Raw genomic sequence first — 15,840 nt, forward strand, 5'->3', positions numbered from 1 at the left:
GTTTAGCCTATTAAATCAAATAGAGAGTAAGGTAAAGGAGTAGAAATAATGATTGAGAAAGTTACGATGGCTTCCCAAGGTCCAGAATTTTCTGAGCTAGTGCAAGGATACTGGCGTCTTGGGGAATGGAACATGACGCCGCAAGCTCGTTTAACATTCATTAAGCAGCATCTTGAGTTAGGTATCAGTACCGTTGATCATGCTGATATCTATGGTAATTATCAATGTGAGCATTTATTTGGTGAAGCACTAGCACTTGAGCCATCACTGCGTGATCAGCTCCAGATCATCACTAAGTGCGATATTAAATTATGTGGTGATAGTTATCCTTCGCAAAAGATCAACCACTATGATACCAGTTCAGCGCACCTGTATCAGTCAGTCAATAGTTCATTACAACGTCTCGGCGTCAATGAAATAGATGTGTTATTACTTCACCGACCAGATGCATTGATGAACGCCGATGAAGTAGCCGAAGTGTTCTCTGATTTACATAAAGTTGGCAAGGTCAAACATTTTGGCGTATCGAACTTTAGTCCAGCTCAGTTTGATTTGTTACAATCACGCTTATCTAAGCCTTTGATTACTAATCAAGTTGAGATTAATCCGCTGAATATTCAAGTTGCGCATGATGGTACTTTGGATCAATTGCAACGTTTACGGACTAGACCGATGGCGTGGTCATGTTTAGCCGGTGGTCAACTGTTTAACGGACAGAGTGAGCAAATTACCCGAGTACGTCAGGTACTTGAAGAAATACGCGAAGAGATTGGCGCACAGAGTATTGATCAAGTGGTGTATGCTTGGGTACGTTGTTTACCTTCTAACCCTGTGGTGATCCTTGGTTCCGGCAATATCCAGCGTACACAAGCTGCGGTTGAGGCATTATCGCTGACGTTAACCCGCGAACAATGGTATCGAGTTTGGGTGGCATCCAAAGGACACAATGTGCCATAAGTTAAACCGATTAACCTTGCTGAATGAGATACCAGCCGCATCAAGCGTAAACGATGCGGCTGGTTATTATCAGCTGAGTGGATTAGTGATTAACCAATCACAAATTGTCCGAGCACATAGCCGACACAACATGCACTGATCACGCCCACTAGACCGGGAGCCATGAATGAGTGGTTAAAATACCATTTGCCGATCTTGGTGGTCCCCGTCATATCAAAGTTGACCGTAGCGATATCAGAAGGGTAGTTCGGAATAAAGAAGTAACCGTACAACGCAGGCATTAACCCGATCAATAACGCAGGTTCGAGTCCCAGTGCTACACCGACTGGTAGCATCATCTTCGCAACGACCGCTTGTGAGTTCACCACAACTGACACAATAAATAACGCCAAAGCAAAGGTCCAAGGATAGGTGTTCACCATATCAATGATCCCTGAGCGAAATTGTGGCATCGCATATTGAAAATAGGTGTCCGACATCCAAGCAATACCAAAAATGGCAATGGCTGCAACCATCCCCGATTTGAAAACCACGCCTTCTGGAACCGTTTTCGGATTAACTTTAGCGACTAATAAAATAATACCGCCGAAACAAAGCATCATCATTTGAATCACGGTCGCCATATCAATCGCTTTATTCCCCGAAACCATTCTGACTTCAGGGAACATAGCGATCAAAACAATGATCACAATTGAGAGAATAAAGAGCATGACAGAATTCTTTGCCGCAGCAGGGAGAACTTCATCTAATGATGTGGCGGTTGTGCTAAGAATTTTCTCTTTGAAGATGGGATCTTTTAGCCGTTCTTGATAGTCCTGATCTTGCTCGAGCTCTTTACCTCTACGCATGCTATAGAGTGACATCAGCACGGTTCCAAACAGAGTGGCAGGTACCGATACCATCAAAATAGATAAGAGTGTGATGTTGTGATTAATTGTCGATAGCTCTGCGAGATAGTAAACAACAGCGGCAGAAATCGGTGAAGCGGTAATGGCGATTTGTGAGGCAACGGAAGCGGCGGCCATCGGACGTTCGGGACGAATACCATTTTTTAATGCGACATCGCCAATGATCGGCATAATCGAGTAAACCGCATGACCCGTTCCAAGCAGAAAAGTCATGGTGTAGGTCACTAGAGGAGCAATCATGGTGACTCGTTTTGGGTTACGGCGTAACAACTTTTCGGCAACTTGCAGCATGTATTTTAAGCCACCCGCCGCTTCTAAGATCGACGCACAAGTGACCACGGCTAAAATGATCAACATGACCGTTACCGGAGGGGAGGTCGGAGGCATTTTAAAAATAAAGACTTCCACCACCAAGCCAATGCCTGAAACAACACCAAGGCCTATCCCACCATAACGGGAACCAATGTATAACACTATTAATAGGAATAAGAATTCCAAATACAACATACTAACCTGACCTTATCATTAAAATTGGGTATCCCAATTCACTCGGATAGCGTGTCTAGAAATGCTCGGTATTTCATCTCTATCTTGCTGTTCAAGTGAGTAGGGTGAATATTCTGTGATTGAGACGATTTATTGCTCAATAAGTTGAATATCTTGGCGTAATTAACGGATTAACCAGCGTATTTTCTGATTTCATCCACAAAAAGTATGAAGTGAAGTTCACACATATTTACATTTTAAAAATGGAAGTGACTTATTGTGATCTTTGTCCCATTAAAATCTGAAAAAGTTAATCTTTTTAAGGTGTTAATGTAGCCAAAGTGTAGTTTTTAACGCTGAAAGCAAGAAAAAGCCGAGCGGAGGCTCGGCTGTTTTCAGGAAACGGAAGGTGAATCCGAATCATGCACCACGCTGGTTATAATGATTCGTCATAAATGGTTGGGATCGGCTGTCGTTTATGTTGAGTAACTTGATAGATATGAATCAAACGTTCAGCCACATAGCTAGGGACTGGTTTACCTTCTAGAAAATCATCAATTTGTTGATAAGTGAGATTAAGTGCGTCTTCATCGGCTTTTTGTGGAGCTAGCTCTTCTAAATCAGCCGTAGGGACTTTGTTAACTAAGACCTCAGGTGCGCCCAGTGTGGCGGCCAGTAAGCGCACTTGGCGTTTATTGAGACCAAACAGTGGTGCTAAATCACAGGCACCATCACCATATTTGGTGTAAAAGCCAGTAATATTTTCCGCAGAATGGTCGGTTCCCAGTACCAAGCCACCGACATAGCCAGCGATTTCATATTGAGCAATCATACGTGCCCGTGCTTTAACATTGCCTTTGACAAAATCGATTTTGGCTTGATCATTAGGCAATAAGCCAGTGTTGGCGAGTGCTTGATGCGAAGCTGCATGTAAGCCATCGACGCCCGCTTTGATGTTGACCGAGACCGCATGAGTAGGTTGAATAAACGATAAAGCTAACTGAGCTTCTTGCTCATCTTTTTGTTCACCATAAGGTAAGCGAACGGCAATAAATTGGTAAGCTTGCGTTTGTTGTTCTTGATTGAGTTGATCAACGGCGAGCTGTGCAAGGCGGCCACACGTGGTTGAATCGACACCGCCACTGATCCCAAGGACTAACGATTGACAGCCAGACGTTAAAAGTTTGCGTTTAATAAACGTGACGCGTCGTTCAATTTCAAAGTGAGGATCAATGCTAGGTTGTACGCGCATTTCTTGTCGAATGATGTGTTCCATAAGATTTCCTTTCTGGCTTGCTAAACCGAGGTGGCTAAGGCTCGCATAATGAGGTGACTTAGGTATATCATACCGCAAACATGAAATTAGAAAACCGTGAATACGGGCTGAGTCTTGAATTGAGGAAACGATGCAAAAAGTGGCCGTCTTTGGTAGTGCGTTTAATCCACCGTCACTAGGGCATAAACATGTCCTTGAGTCGTTGAGCCATTTTGATCGCGTATTATTGATCCCCAGCATTAGCCATGCTTGGGGTAAAACCATGCTGGATTACGCATTACGCTGTCGTTTAGTCGACGCTTTTATTAAAGACTTGGCTACCAGCCATATCGAGTTGTTGGCGATAGAGCAAGTGTTATGGCAACCGGATCAGAGTGTGACAACTTATGCTCTGTTGACGCATTTACAAAGCCTGTGGCCTGACGCTGAACTGACATTTGTGATTGGTCCCGATAACTTCTTTCGTTTTCACGAGTTTTATCGAGCAGAAGAGATTGTGCGGCATTGGTCGGTGATGGTCTGCCCAGAAAAAGTGAACATTCGTAGTACCGATATTCGTCAGGCTATCGCCGCGAAGGAAAATATCCAAGGCCTAACCACTCCGAGTGTTGCCGCGCTCCTTGAACAACTTCAGGTTTATCGTTAATCCTATGCAAAACATCCAAAGAGTCATCGCTAAATGATGCAGCCGATAGTGCGGGGATGGTTGATGTTATCCAGCTCGGTCATGGACTGTTCGCCTTATGATGGCGTTGAGCCATCTTTATCAATCCGTTCGGTTATTTTTAGCCATCAAACGGTATGTGATGAATGGCGAGAGGCTAATTATACAGGGCTGACTTTGTCGGCGAATCGTTCAGAGAAACCGGATGATTATTGGACTGGATGGCTTACAGGCAGTGTGTTCAAGGCTGATCCAATGGTCAGTTCTAATTATCAGCAAGGTTATTTTGGTGTCAGTGTCTGGATGCCGGATGAGCTTGCTGAGCAAGAAGCGGAAATGACTTTAGAAGAATGGTTAAAAAATCACGGTGTCGCGCTTAGCTTGGCTTATGGCGATAAGAGAAACGGTTTACCTCGTTTACGCCTCGACTATCGTTGGCATGAAATGTCACAAACCGATTGGTTTTTACAGCTTGAAATCCCTTTTTAATCCTGAAAAATTAATCACAAAGCATCAGGGGCGTAATCAATACGCCCCTGATTTATTTGAGGTTGTACTCAAACAGCCTCAAATCGAAAGAACATGGTTTATCAAATTGGTAGTGGCATTGACTGTGATGGGTCTTGCGGCTTATAGACACGTTTTAAACCCAGTATCGCCAGCATGGACATCAATAACATAATGATCCCTAAAGGAAGCTGGTTGGTAGCAGGAAACAAAGAGGCGGTTAGCGTGGCTAAGCCTGCGCCTAAGTTTTGCATTCCGCCTAATATCGCACCACCAGTGCCGGCATGGTAAGGCAGTGGATTGAGCGCTCCGGTTGTCGCCGCAGGGAACAAAATGCCCGCACCGAGAAAATACACCGTTGCGCCACCAATGAGTGTTAATGCGGTCGTTTGGTCGAATAGACCAGGGATGAGGACAATCATTGAGCCACAAAAAATCGCCATTAGACCGACACGCAACGCTTGTTTTTCACTGTATTTCTGTGCGACGACGCTAGATAACCAAGCGCCAGCTAAGTAACCCGGAATGGGTGTTACAAACAATAAGCTAACGGTCGTCGCTGGCAGAGCTAATACGCCACCAAGTAATACACCTGCAGCCGCTTCAAAGACCGCTAAGCCAGCGAAGGTCGCGACTAAGCAGATTAAGTAACCTTGAAAGCGGTGATCCGACATCACAAACTGATAACTGCGTATCACTGGCTCTTTTCGGCGGTTCGCTTTCGGCAAGGTCTCGACTAAGCTAGTCAGTATCGTAATCAGCACTGCAATCGCAAAGAGCGATAAAAACAGATAGCTAGATCGCCAACCAAATGCCTCAGTTAAGTAACCGCCTAATACCGGCGCAATCAGTGGTGAAAAAATTAAACACATACTAATCAAGCTATTGGCTTGATGAAGTTTACTGCCGGTAAAACAGTCACGGGTGAGTGTACGACACATCGCGCCACCACAACCAATACCAAGCCCTTGAATAAAACTACCAGCTAAAAACCAGTGGTATTGATGAGCAAATAACGCAATCAAAGTCCCGAAAATATAAATGACTAACCCAACAATGATGATCGGTTTTCGGCCCAAGCGGTCAGACAGTGGTCCGTAAACAAACTGTGATAAGCCGTAGGGAATCAAATAACAAGCCATCACTGCTTGTAGTGCTGATGGGGAAACTAAAAACTCCCCAGCCATATGACCAATGGATGGAACATACATTGTTTGTGTCATTTGACCTACCGCCGCTAAAATCGCGATCAAGAAAGTCAATTTGACTAATGGAAATGTTGCAGACATTACGTTCTCCACCTAACAACATTAAAGCGTGAGGATTGATATTAAGTATGAATAAAAATAGCCAGCAAACCTTGGTTTACGGCGCGTGATATTAGTCATCAGTATACGGTTAATCAATCGAAAAATGATAAGATAAGCACGATATAATTCTATACTTATGATTAGATAAACTAATCCGAATGGGTGGGGTTACTTTCAATGGCGATGGGATGAAATTTATCAATACCACATCAACGTTGAGGTTTTTTTCGGCTGGCTATTGCTTTCGGTCTTTGAAGTCTCTACATTATCTAAATGAGAATTAATATCATGTGGGGTGTGTGTGTTAGCGTGGTTAGCAACGGTGTTTCTTCTAGTCGGATTAGGGATTAAATTGGCGGTCTCGTCACGTTGGGTTATTGGTGTGCTCAGCGGATTAACCTTATTATCTTGGTTTGTATGGTTTGATATACGCTTAGTTTGTCTTGGGTTATTTATCGCGGCTCCATTTCTTGTTCGCTTATCTAATCAACATACGGCCACATTATGCTTTTTACTGTGTGTGATGGGTTCCACGCTGGGTAGTTTACTCATTACGTTATTGTCTGTTCAATCAATATAACTTCGTTGGTCGCCTCAATATATTGGGGAGACGCCTCTATGTTTTATCATCAGTGAAATGAGAAATTTACAATAATAACCGCGTGATTACGTGGTTTTTCGTATTCAATATTCATCAAATCCGACCCTAGCTATTGCGAGGAAAAACAGAACTGGTTATAGTTCTTCGTACTCTAATGCGAATGCTTATCAAAATATGTCGCAGTCATTTTAGCCAGTAAGGAATCGTATGAAATCAATAATCAGTTGGGCAGCGTTGGGCTTGTTCACCTCAATGTCTGTTCATGCCGCCAATGTGACCATTGAACATCAAATGGGAAAAACCACACTACAACAAAACCCTCAACGTGTGGTGGTCATTGGTGTTGGCCCATTAGATGCTGTTGATTATTTTGGAATTAATCCTGTCGCCGTCTCAAAAGTTGCCGAATTGCCTGATTATTTAGCCAAATACCGAGGCGATGATTACGCTCCGGCGGGTTCGTTGTTTGAGCCTGATTTTGAACGTATTTTTATGCAAAAACCGGATCTGATCATTACTGGTCCGCGCGCGGCACGAACGGCTTATGATGAACTGAATAAAATCGCCCCGACTGTAGTATTTGCGGTGGATGATAACCAACCGTATTGGCAGAGCACTCAAGCTCAGTGGCGCAATTTAGGTAAAATTTTTGCTATTGAAGATAAAGTTGAAGAAAAAATCGCTCAGTTAGATAAAAAGTTTTCTGAGGTGAAGGCCTACAATCAGCAGCATCAAGCTCAAGCAATGACGGTAATGAGCTCTGGTGGCAATATTACCACCTTTGGCGCTAATTCCCGTTTTGCAGCCATTTATAAAGATTTTGGCTTCAGCGAAGCCGCACAGGTTAAGCAAACGGCTAACCATGGTAATTTAGTCTCTTACGAATACATTCGTCAAAACAACCCTCAAACGCTGTTTATTATCGATCGAGATAAATTAGTCAACAAAGGACAAAGCCATACGCGTGATGAATTTGAAAATCCATTGATTAAAGCGACCGATGCCTATAAGCAAGATCGTATGGTATTTTTAGATTTGAATGCTTGGTACTTGTCGATTGCTGGTGTGACCGCGACTGAGCAGATGTTAAGTGATATGCAAGTTAGCCTTCATTAATCCTATCGGTTTTCTGTGTGAGGCTGCTGCCTTGTTAATGCTCAATAATCGTCATTAGCCAGCGGTTTCACATGGTTTACATTAGGTCACTAGCAGACTTGATTGACACTCTGAGTCTGTTAGCGCTCTTAGATAGCTATCATCAACCAATCGTTATTGAAGTTTATCGATTAACGAAACTGGTTTTCTCTAATCATCATAAGATTGATGCTCTAGGCTCGGCTTACCATCTTGCTAGATTTGATTTCGTTTTTGTTGTTATTTGAGGTTAACTTTGAAAAAGTTATTACTCGTACTCCTACTGCTCAGTTTGTGTTCCTTATTTGTTGGCGTCGGGCAACTGTCCTTTTCTGCGTTGGTGCAAGGGGATGAAGTGGCTTGGCAATTGTTGCTGACGAGTCGTATTCCCCGTTTATTAGCGGTACTTTTAGCTGGTGGTGGGTTAAGCATTGCTGGGCTTATCATGCAGCAAATTAGTCAAAACCGTTTTGCGGCGCCTTCGACCTCTGGCACGATAGAATGTGCGATGCTTGGCTATGTGCTGAGTTTGGTATTGTTTGGTCATGGCGACAGTTTATTGCTGATTTTCTCTACGGCGATGATTGGTACACTGATTTTTGTCCAATTTATTCAGCGTATTCAGTTTAAAAACGTGGTGTTTGTGCCGTTGATCGGGATTATTTTTGGCAGTGTTGTGCAATCAGCAGCAACGTTTATCGCTTATCGTTATGACGCTTTACAAAACTTATCGGGTTGGGCGGTGGCTAATTTTGCCAACTTACTGAGTGGTGACTTTGAACTGCTCTACATTGCAATTCCTGTCGCGATATTGAGTTATTTATACGCCGCAAGAATATCCGCGGTAGGAATGGGTAAAGATTTTGCGATTAATCTCGGTCTCAATTATCAACAAGTGCTCACCCTTGGCGTCTGTTTGGTCTCGATTATGGCGGCATCGGTGGTGATGATTGTTGGCCAATTACCTTTTCTAGGCTTGATTGTACCTAATTTAGTCAGCTATTTTTATGGCGATAATCTGCGTAAAAATATTCCACGCACGGCGTTGTTTGGTGCATCTCTCGTACTGGTTTGCGACATTGTTAGTCGCGTGCTGATCTTCCCTTATGAAATACCAATTTCGATGATCATCAGTATTATTGGCGGCATTGCGTTTATCGTATTGATTTTGAGAGGACCTCAGCATGCAAGATAAACATAAAACGTTATTGATGCTGGTTTTGGCACTCGGTTTTGCGGTGCTATTTATTGGCGTAGGTCTTAATGCGGATAATTATCAGTATTTCTTGTCGCGTCGTATCCCGAAAGTGCTAGCGATTGTGGTAGCCGCTATCGCCATTGCTCAATCCTCCTTAGCTTTTCAAACCATTACCCATAATAGAATTTTGACACCGAGTATCATGGGTTTTGATGCCTTGTATCTTTTAGTTCAAGTTCTGGTTGTGGCTACATTAGGTAGTTTTAGTGTCATCATGTTGAACACTTACCTAAATTTTTCGTTATCGGTTCTGGCTATGCTGCTGTTTTCGAGCTTGCTGTTTACTTTTTATTTTCGTCGTCAGCGTAATAACATCATCGTTTTGCTATTACTTGGCGTGATTTTAGGTCAGCTATTTTCCAACTTTTCATCATTTTTTATCATGTTGATGGATCCTAATGACTTTGCAGCAGTCCAGGCGAAAATGTTTGCTAGTTTCAATAATGTTAACGTGAAACTGGTTTATGCCGTATCACCGTTATTACTCGTGGTGAGTTATTTACTATTCCGTATGCATCGTACACTCGATGTTTTTTGGCTCGATAATGATAATGCGGTTAGCCTCGGTGTTGATGTCAAGCGTACCACGCGTGATGTGATGTTGCTGAGTGCGGTGTTGGTCTCAATTTCGACAGCTTTGGTTGGACCGGTAATGTTTTTTGGCTTGCTGGTGACCAATTTAACTCGTGAATGGCTACGTTCTTATCAACATCGTGTGTTACTTATGGCTTGCTCTGCGATGTCGGTCGTTGCTCTTTTAGGCGGGCAGTGGATAGTAGAAAACGTATTTTCATTTGGTACCACCTTGAGTGTGATCATCAACTTCATTGGTGGGATTTATTTCCTCTCTCTTCTCTTGCGTAATAAAGTGGTGTAGCCCGTTATGATTCAATTAGACAAACTGACCAAGTATTTCGGCTCTCAAGCTGTGGTTCATCAAGCGAGCGCGCAATTTTCGAAAGGTCAGGTGACCTCAATTATTGGCCCGAATGGGGCAGGCAAGAGCACTTTGTTATCAATGGCAAGCCGCTTAATGTCACGTGATGAAGGTAAGGTTTGGATTGAAAGCCGTGAATTGGTGGATTGGGATACCAAAAGCCTCGCCAAAAAACTGTCCGTTTTACGTCAAGCCAACAATCTGACCATGCGCTTTACCGTACGTGAGTTAATCGCTTTTGGGCGTTTTCCACATTCTCAAGGCAAGCTCACGGTAGAGGATAACGCTATTATTGATCAAGCGATTGCCTATCTTGATATTAAAAGTATGGAGCATAAGTACCTTGATGAATTGAGTGGTGGTCAACGTCAACTGGCGTTTATTGCGATGGTCATGGCCCAAGATACCGATTGTGTTTTTTTGGATGAACCGCTAAATAATTTAGATATTAAACACTCACTGCAGATTATGGAAACGATCCGCCGTCTGGCGCATGATCTAAACAAAGCGGTCGTGGTGGTTATTCACGATATCAATTTTGCTTCTTGCTATTCCGACCGGATTATTGCCCTAAAAAAGGGAATAGTAGTGGCCAGTGGTTCGGTGGAAGAGGTGATTCAAGCTTCAGTATTAGAAGACATTTACGAAACGCCTTTTCGAGTCTTAGAGCTGGAAGGGAAGAGAATGTGTCTTTACCACACTGCATAAGGTGGTCGCCTTATCAAGACCAATAAGGGCAGAGAAATATTTCTCGCTAGAAAAGAATAGATTATTTGTTACAGATCAATAAAAGAAGCGGCCTAACTGAGCAAAACAACAAAACAAAAGTTGAAAGATTCAAAAATTATTGAATAATGGGTGGCACGAAAAAAGAGAAGCGCAGGCTTCAAACTCATAGTCGAATACAGGATACTCCCCATGTCGAACTCGTATGTGTTGGTTATTAACTCTGGTAGCTCATCACTGAAATTTGCGGTTATTGATTCTAATACGGGTGATGCCGTATTGAGTGGTCTCGGTGAATGCTTTGGGCTGGATGATGCTCGAATGAGCTGGAAATGTAACGGAGAAAAAGCCAGTTGCACCATTCAAGGTGAAAATAACCACCATCAGTTAGCGGTAGAAAAACTGGTTGAGTTAGTCAAAACTTACGGTCTTATCGATGAGGTGGTGGCGATAGGGCACCGCGTCGTTCATGGCGGCGAAAAGTTCACAAAAACCGTTAAGTTAGATGAGAAAATCGTACAAGAAGTCGAAGCGTTGAGTGATTTAGCTCCGCTGCATAACAAAGCTCATGCGATTGGTATGCGTGCAGCGATGCATGCTTTTCCTGAGCTGCCACAGTTTGCGGTTTTTGATACCGCCTTCCACCAAACGATGCCACCGAAGGCTTACACCGGTGGTATTGCTAAATCGCTTTATACCGAATTTGGTATTCGCCGATATGGTTTTCATGGTACCAGCCATTACTTCGTCAGTCGTGAAGCGGCCAAAATGCTCAATAAGCCCATTGAACAAAGCAGTTTTATCTCTGTTCATTTAGGTAATGGTGCATCCGTTTGTGCGATTAAAGATGGTCAGAGTGTTGATACCAGTATGGGCTTTACTCCTTTATCTGGTTTGATGATGGGCACTCGATGCGGTGACCTTGACCCTGGGATCATTGAATTCTTGTTGAAAAAAGGGTGGACGCAAGAGCAGGTATTTAACTCATTAAATAAAGCGTCTGGTTTCCTTGGTGTGTCCGGTTTAACCAGTGATGCGCGTGGTATCCTTGAAGCCATGGATCAAGGCCACGAAGGTGCGACGTTAGCCTTCCAAGTGTTTACTTACCGCGTGGCTAAATACATCGCTTCTTATCTTGCTGCCCTAGATTCTTTAGATGGAATTATTTTTACCGGTGGTATTGGTGAAAATGCCCTGCCTATCCGCCGTGAAATCTTACGTAATTTAAAAATTCTTGGTTTTGTGGAAGATGAGCAAGGTAATGAGCAGGCTCGTTTTGGTAATGCAGGGATCATCGCCAGATCAGAACCATTAGGTGCAGTAGCCCTTGTTGTACCTACTAATGAAGAATTTGTAATTGCTCAGCAGTCGATTGAATTGTTGTAATGAATAGTAAAAAAGATAGTGAAAAGCGAGCTTCGTGCTCGCTTTTTTGCTTCTTCAGTTGGATAGACCATCATTAGGCACGTGAATGACGACACACCTATTGCTCACGACACGACTTTCGCAGTTATTTTTGTTTATCCAAGTTAGCGTTAGCTTGTTATGGGTGATTACATCCGGAATCACAATTATCGAAGTAAATTAAGCCGTCTTTACTTTAATAATACCACTTGACAGAAAAGCACTGATTGATGGCGGCGTTAAGAAAAATAAGCTATCAAAATACAGTGATAAAATTGATCTATACGAAATAAATTATGGATGGCTATATCTATAAGCAACTACTTAATCAGCTTTTTTAACGCGAATCTTGCTTTTATGAACATCGCTTAAATTGAGATTAGCGATGGCTTGTTTGGCTTCTTCGAGATTCGGCATTTCGACAAAGGCAAAGCCTTTTGATTGACCAGTGATTTGATCCAGTACCAAGTTGCATGCTTTTACTTCACCAAAAGCAGAGAATAAAACGCGGATGTCTTGTTCGGTGGTAGTACGGGATAAATTTCTAACTAACAGTTTCATGAATAATAATCTTATAGGAATTGACGCTATATTGTCTCAGTTTCTCAAGGCGAAACCAAGGAAATCTTTGTGTTAACGATGTTTGTCTCGATAAGAGGTGATAAAAGGCGAGCCATTAAGCTCGCCATTGAATTTTCAAGTTAGTACATTGTTAGGTATCAATACCCACAACGGTTTATTACTCTTCGTAACTATCAATGCTTGGGCATGTACAGACCAGATTACGATCACCATAGACGTTATCGACCCGATTGACGGTTGGCCAGTACTTGGTCGTTTTGCTGTGCTCTGATGGGAAGCAAGCAACTTCGCGAGAGTAAGGATGCGACCATTGTTCAATGGTTAAATCCACTTGTGTATGCGGTGCGTTGACTAGCGGGTTATCTTCTAATGGCCACTCGCCAGTTTGTACTTTATCTATCTCTTGGCGAATAGCGATCATAGCATCACAGAAACGATCGATTTCAGCTAAGCTTTCGGATTCGGTTGGCTCAACCATCAGTGTACCCGCAACCGGGAACGACATAGTTGGCGCATGGAAGCCATAATCCATTAAGCGCTTAGCGATATCTTCTTCACTGATGCCGCTTTGCTCTTTTAATGGACGAATATCGATAATGCACTCATGGGCTACTCGACCATTATGACCACGATATAAAACAGAGTAGTGCGGACGCAGGCGCTCCATAATATAGTTGGCATTAAGAATCGCCAGCTTGGTTGCTTGCTCTAATCCCGTTGCTCCCATCATGGTGATATAAGCCCACGAAATAGGCAAAATGGAGGCACTGCCTAAATCCGCAGCAGAGACGGCATATTCTGTGCCTTCGATACCGCCTTCAATATGCCCAGGTAAGAACGGAGCTAAATGAGATTTTACTCCAATAGGGCCCATACCTGGACCACCGCCACCGTGTGGAATACAGAAGGTTTTATGTAGGTTAAGGTGCGACACATCTGAACCAATAAAACCGGGAGAGGTGAGGCCAACTTGTGCATTCATATTGGCGCCATCGAGATACACTTGGCCGCCAGCTTGGTGCACCATCTCACAGACTTGGCGTACTTGTTCTTCATAGACACCATGAGTCGAAGGATAGGTGATCATAATCGCAGACAGGTTCGCTCTATGTTTATCGATTTTCGCCGCCAGATCAGTCAGATCAACGTTACCATTATTATCGCATTTCACAACCACCACTTTCATCGATAACATGGAAGCGGTTGCTGGGTTAGTGCCGTGAGCCGAACTTGGGATTAAACAGACATCGCGGTGTCCTTCACCACGGCTTTGGTGATAACGCTGAATAGCAATCAGACCCGCGTATTCACCAGATGCGCCAGAGTTTGGTTGCAGTGAAAATGCATCATAACCGGTGATTTCGCATAATTTTTGTTTTAGATCTTTGGCTAATGCTGCGTAACCTTGCGCTTGTTCTTTGGGTGCGAAGGGGTGTAATGCGCCAAATTCTGGCCAAGTGACTGGGATCATCTCTGCGGTGGCATTGAGCTTCATCGTACAACTGCCAAGAGGGATCATACCGTGCACCAAAGAGAAGTCTTTATTCTCCAGTTTCTTCATATAGCGCAGCATTTGTGTTTCGCTATGATGAGTATTGAATACAGGATGAGTAAGGAAACTTGATTGGCGGCGGCAAGATTCAGGAATCGCGGCTAATTCATTATCAGTAATGGCGGTCGATAAATCGTCAATCGATTCGTTAACGGCAAAAACGTCAAATAGGGCTTTGATGTCTTCAACTGTCGTTGTTTCATCCAAGCTAATACCAAGTTGCTGCGCCGATTTACGTAGATTCATTCCGGCTAGTTGCGCTTGCTGATAAAGTTTTTCTGTTGCCGATCCAGTATTGATGGTTAGGGTGTCAAAGAAGCTATGGTGGGCGAGTTCATAACCGGCTTTGATTAACCCAGCAGCAAGAATGGCTGTGAAGTGATGGGTTCTGCGCGCAATGGTTTTTAAACCTTCAGGACCATGGTACACCGCATAGAAAGCGGCCATGTTCGCCAGAAGTGCTTGAGCGGTACAAATATTTGAGGTGGCTTTTTCACGGCGAATATGCTGTTCACGAGTTTGCATTGCCATGCGCAGCGCTTGATTGCCTTTGGCATCGATAGATACTCCGATCACTCGACCAGGCATAGTACGTTTGTGAGCATCACGAGTTGCCATAAACGCGGCATGAGGACCACCGTAGCCCATTGGCACACCAAAACGTTGTGCTGAGCCAATCACAACATCCGCCCCCATCTCTCCGGCCGGTTTAAGCAGTACACTGGCCAGTAAATCAGTGGCCACCGTAACCAGCGTTTTATTCTCATGCGCTTGCTCGATGATATTGGTTAAATCACGTACTTCTCCGCGAGTATTTGGGTATTGCAGTAAGGCACCAAACACATCGTGCTGCGCTAAGCTTTCGATGGGAGCCACCTTGACATCAAAGCCCAGAAATCCGGCTCGGGTTTTGATCACTTCAATAGTCTGTGGATGGACATCGTCCGCGACAAAAAAGACGTTACTTTTGCTTTTGCCAGCACGATGACACAGTGCCATGGCTTCTGCGGCGGCGGTTGCTTCATCCAATAATGAAGCGTTTGCTATCTCCATGCCAGTTAAGTCGATGACCATTTGTTGATAGTTAAGCAGCGATTCTAAGCGACCTTGGGAGATTTCAGGCTGATATGGAGTATAAGCGGTGTACCACCCTGGGTTTTCAAACACATTGCGCAAAATGACATTAGGAGTAAAGGTGTTGTAGTAACCTTGACCAATAAAAGTACGTTTAATTTGATTTTGTTGAGCAAAGGTTTTCAGCATCGCGAGCATATTGGTTTCACTTTGCGGCTCGCCAATATCAAGGGGGGCCTCTAAACGAATGTTAGCGGGGACGGTTTCCTTAATCAGCGCATCAAGACTTTCAGCCTGAATAGTCGCTAACATAGTCTGTTGATCATCGACGCGTGGTCCATTATGGCGTGCAATAAATTCATTTTGTGTGCTTAGGCGGTGCAGTAACTCGGTCATTTTCCCTTACCTATAGATAGAGCTGTCGCGTGGCTGACCATCATCTTCAACAACGCCGATCATATAAA

At 43.6% G+C, this 15,840-nt stretch carries 14 protein-coding genes; 9 read left to right on the forward strand and 5 right to left on the reverse strand.

Going from position 1 to position 15,840, the window contains the following annotated elements; genetic code table 11:
• Positions 1 to 48 precede the first annotated feature (48 nt).
• Positions 49 to 957, forward strand: a complete 909-nt coding sequence (locus tag AACS00_RS08995) for an aldo/keto reductase (protein ID WP_072671037.1) — start codon at positions 49 to 51, stop codon at positions 955 to 957.
• Between the two features lie 89 nt (positions 958 to 1,046).
• Here AACS00_RS08995 and AACS00_RS09000 read toward each other — a convergent pair whose 3' ends face one another.
• Both AACS00_RS09000 and nadE read right to left on the reverse strand, forming a co-directional pair.
• Positions 1,047 to 2,372, reverse strand: a complete 1,326-nt coding sequence (locus AACS00_RS09000) for an anaerobic C4-dicarboxylate transporter (RefSeq protein ID WP_072671038.1) — start codon at positions 2,370 to 2,372, stop codon at positions 1,047 to 1,049.
• A 415-nt stretch (positions 2,373 to 2,787) separates the two neighbouring features.
• Positions 2,788 to 3,627, reverse strand: a complete 840-nt coding sequence (nadE, locus tag AACS00_RS09005; protein ID WP_072671039.1) for an ammonia-dependent NAD(+) synthetase — start codon at positions 3,625 to 3,627, stop codon at positions 2,788 to 2,790.
• 130 nt (positions 3,628 to 3,757) lie between these two features.
• Between nadE and AACS00_RS09010 the strand changes: the two genes are divergently transcribed.
• On the forward strand, positions 3,758 to 4,273 hold the full coding sequence (locus AACS00_RS09010) for a nicotinate-nicotinamide nucleotide adenylyltransferase (protein WP_110167164.1): 516 nt from the start codon (positions 3,758 to 3,760) through the stop codon (positions 4,271 to 4,273).
• A gap of 33 nt (positions 4,274 to 4,306) precedes the next feature.
• Complete coding sequence (locus tag AACS00_RS09015) at positions 4,307 to 4,780, forward strand: hypothetical protein (RefSeq protein WP_110167165.1); 474 nt, start codon at positions 4,307 to 4,309, stop codon at positions 4,778 to 4,780.
• Between the two features lie 101 nt (positions 4,781 to 4,881).
• Here AACS00_RS09015 and emrD read toward each other — a convergent pair whose 3' ends face one another.
• Positions 4,882 to 6,087, reverse strand: coding sequence for a multidrug efflux MFS transporter EmrD (emrD, locus tag AACS00_RS09020; protein WP_110167166.1), 1,206 nt, complete (start codon positions 6,085 to 6,087; stop codon positions 4,882 to 4,884).
• A gap of 322 nt (positions 6,088 to 6,409) precedes the next feature.
• Here emrD and AACS00_RS09025 point away from each other — a divergent pair, with 322 nt between their 5' ends.
• From AACS00_RS09025 to AACS00_RS09050, 6 genes are all read left to right on the forward strand, one after another.
• Complete coding sequence (locus AACS00_RS09025; RefSeq protein WP_110167167.1) at positions 6,410 to 6,688, forward strand: hypothetical protein; 279 nt, start codon at positions 6,410 to 6,412, stop codon at positions 6,686 to 6,688.
• Positions 6,689 to 6,916: 228 nt separating this feature from the next.
• Positions 6,917 to 7,825 (forward strand): siderophore ABC transporter substrate-binding protein, encoded by a 909-nt coding sequence (locus tag AACS00_RS09030; protein ID WP_110167168.1) that lies wholly within the window; start codon positions 6,917 to 6,919, stop codon positions 7,823 to 7,825.
• Between the two features lie 274 nt (positions 7,826 to 8,099).
• Positions 8,100 to 9,038, forward strand: coding sequence for an iron chelate uptake ABC transporter permease subunit VctD (gene vctD, locus AACS00_RS09035; protein WP_072671045.1), 939 nt, complete (start codon positions 8,100 to 8,102; stop codon positions 9,036 to 9,038).
• The gene (gene vctG / locus AACS00_RS09040; RefSeq protein ID WP_072671046.1) at positions 9,028 to 9,978 is read left to right on the forward strand and encodes an iron chelate uptake ABC transporter permease subunit VctG; all 951 of its coding nucleotides are present in this window, start codon (positions 9,028 to 9,030) and stop codon (positions 9,976 to 9,978) included. The genes vctD and vctG overlap by 11 nt, the downstream gene beginning before the upstream one ends.
• A gap of 6 nt (positions 9,979 to 9,984) precedes the next feature.
• Entirely contained in the window at positions 9,985 to 10,746 is a 762-nt protein-coding gene (gene vctC, locus AACS00_RS09045) for an iron chelate ABC transporter ATP-binding protein VctC (RefSeq protein ID WP_072671047.1), read from the forward strand.
• 210 nt (positions 10,747 to 10,956) lie between these two features.
• Entirely contained in the window at positions 10,957 to 12,150 is a 1,194-nt protein-coding gene (locus AACS00_RS09050; RefSeq protein ID WP_110167169.1) for an acetate/propionate family kinase, read from the forward strand.
• Positions 12,151 to 12,492: 342 nt separating this feature from the next.
• Here the strand turns inward: AACS00_RS09050 and AACS00_RS09055 are convergent, their stop codons facing one another.
• Both AACS00_RS09055 and gcvP read right to left on the reverse strand, forming a co-directional pair.
• A complete protein-coding gene (locus AACS00_RS09055; RefSeq protein ID WP_072671049.1) occupies positions 12,493 to 12,729 on the reverse strand; it encodes an RNA recognition motif domain-containing protein in 237 nt (78 codons plus the stop codon).
• 178 nt (positions 12,730 to 12,907) lie between these two features.
• A complete protein-coding gene (gene gcvP / locus AACS00_RS09060) occupies positions 12,908 to 15,772 on the reverse strand; it encodes an aminomethyl-transferring glycine dehydrogenase (RefSeq protein ID WP_110167170.1) in 2,865 nt (954 codons plus the stop codon).
• Positions 15,773 to 15,840 lie beyond the last annotated feature (68 nt).

Source organism: Vibrio sp. 11986-1-5 (assembly GCF_963878025.1).
In the GTDB taxonomy this organism is placed as follows: Bacteria; Pseudomonadota; Gammaproteobacteria; order Enterobacterales; family Vibrionaceae; genus Vibrio; species Vibrio injensis.

Coding starts and splice junctions, on each gene's coding strand:
- AACS00_RS08995 (WP_072671037.1), top strand. CDS start 49: ATGATTGAGAAAGTTACGATGGCTTCCCAAGGTCCAGAATTTTCTGAG.
- AACS00_RS09000 (WP_072671038.1), bottom strand. CDS start 2,372: ATGTTGTATTTGGAATTCTTATTCCTATTAATAGTGTTATACATTGGT.
- nadE (WP_072671039.1), bottom strand. CDS start 3,627: ATGGAACACATCATTCGACAAGAAATGCGCGTACAACCTAGCATTGAT.
- AACS00_RS09010 (WP_110167164.1), top strand. CDS start 3,758: ATGCAAAAAGTGGCCGTCTTTGGTAGTGCGTTTAATCCACCGTCACTA.
- AACS00_RS09015 (WP_110167165.1), top strand. CDS start 4,307: ATGATGCAGCCGATAGTGCGGGGATGGTTGATGTTATCCAGCTCGGTC.
- emrD (WP_110167166.1), bottom strand. CDS start 6,087: ATGTCTGCAACATTTCCATTAGTCAAATTGACTTTCTTGATCGCGATT.
- AACS00_RS09030 (WP_110167168.1), top strand. CDS start 6,917: ATGAAATCAATAATCAGTTGGGCAGCGTTGGGCTTGTTCACCTCAATG.
- vctG (WP_072671046.1), top strand. CDS start 9,028: ATGCAAGATAAACATAAAACGTTATTGATGCTGGTTTTGGCACTCGGT.
- vctC (WP_072671047.1), top strand. CDS start 9,985: ATGATTCAATTAGACAAACTGACCAAGTATTTCGGCTCTCAAGCTGTG.
- AACS00_RS09050 (WP_110167169.1), top strand. CDS start 10,957: ATGTCGAACTCGTATGTGTTGGTTATTAACTCTGGTAGCTCATCACTG.
- AACS00_RS09055 (WP_072671049.1), bottom strand. CDS start 12,729: ATGAAACTGTTAGTTAGAAATTTATCCCGTACTACCACCGAACAAGAC.
- gcvP (WP_110167170.1), bottom strand. CDS start 15,772: ATGACCGAGTTACTGCACCGCCTAAGCACACAAAATGAATTTATTGCA.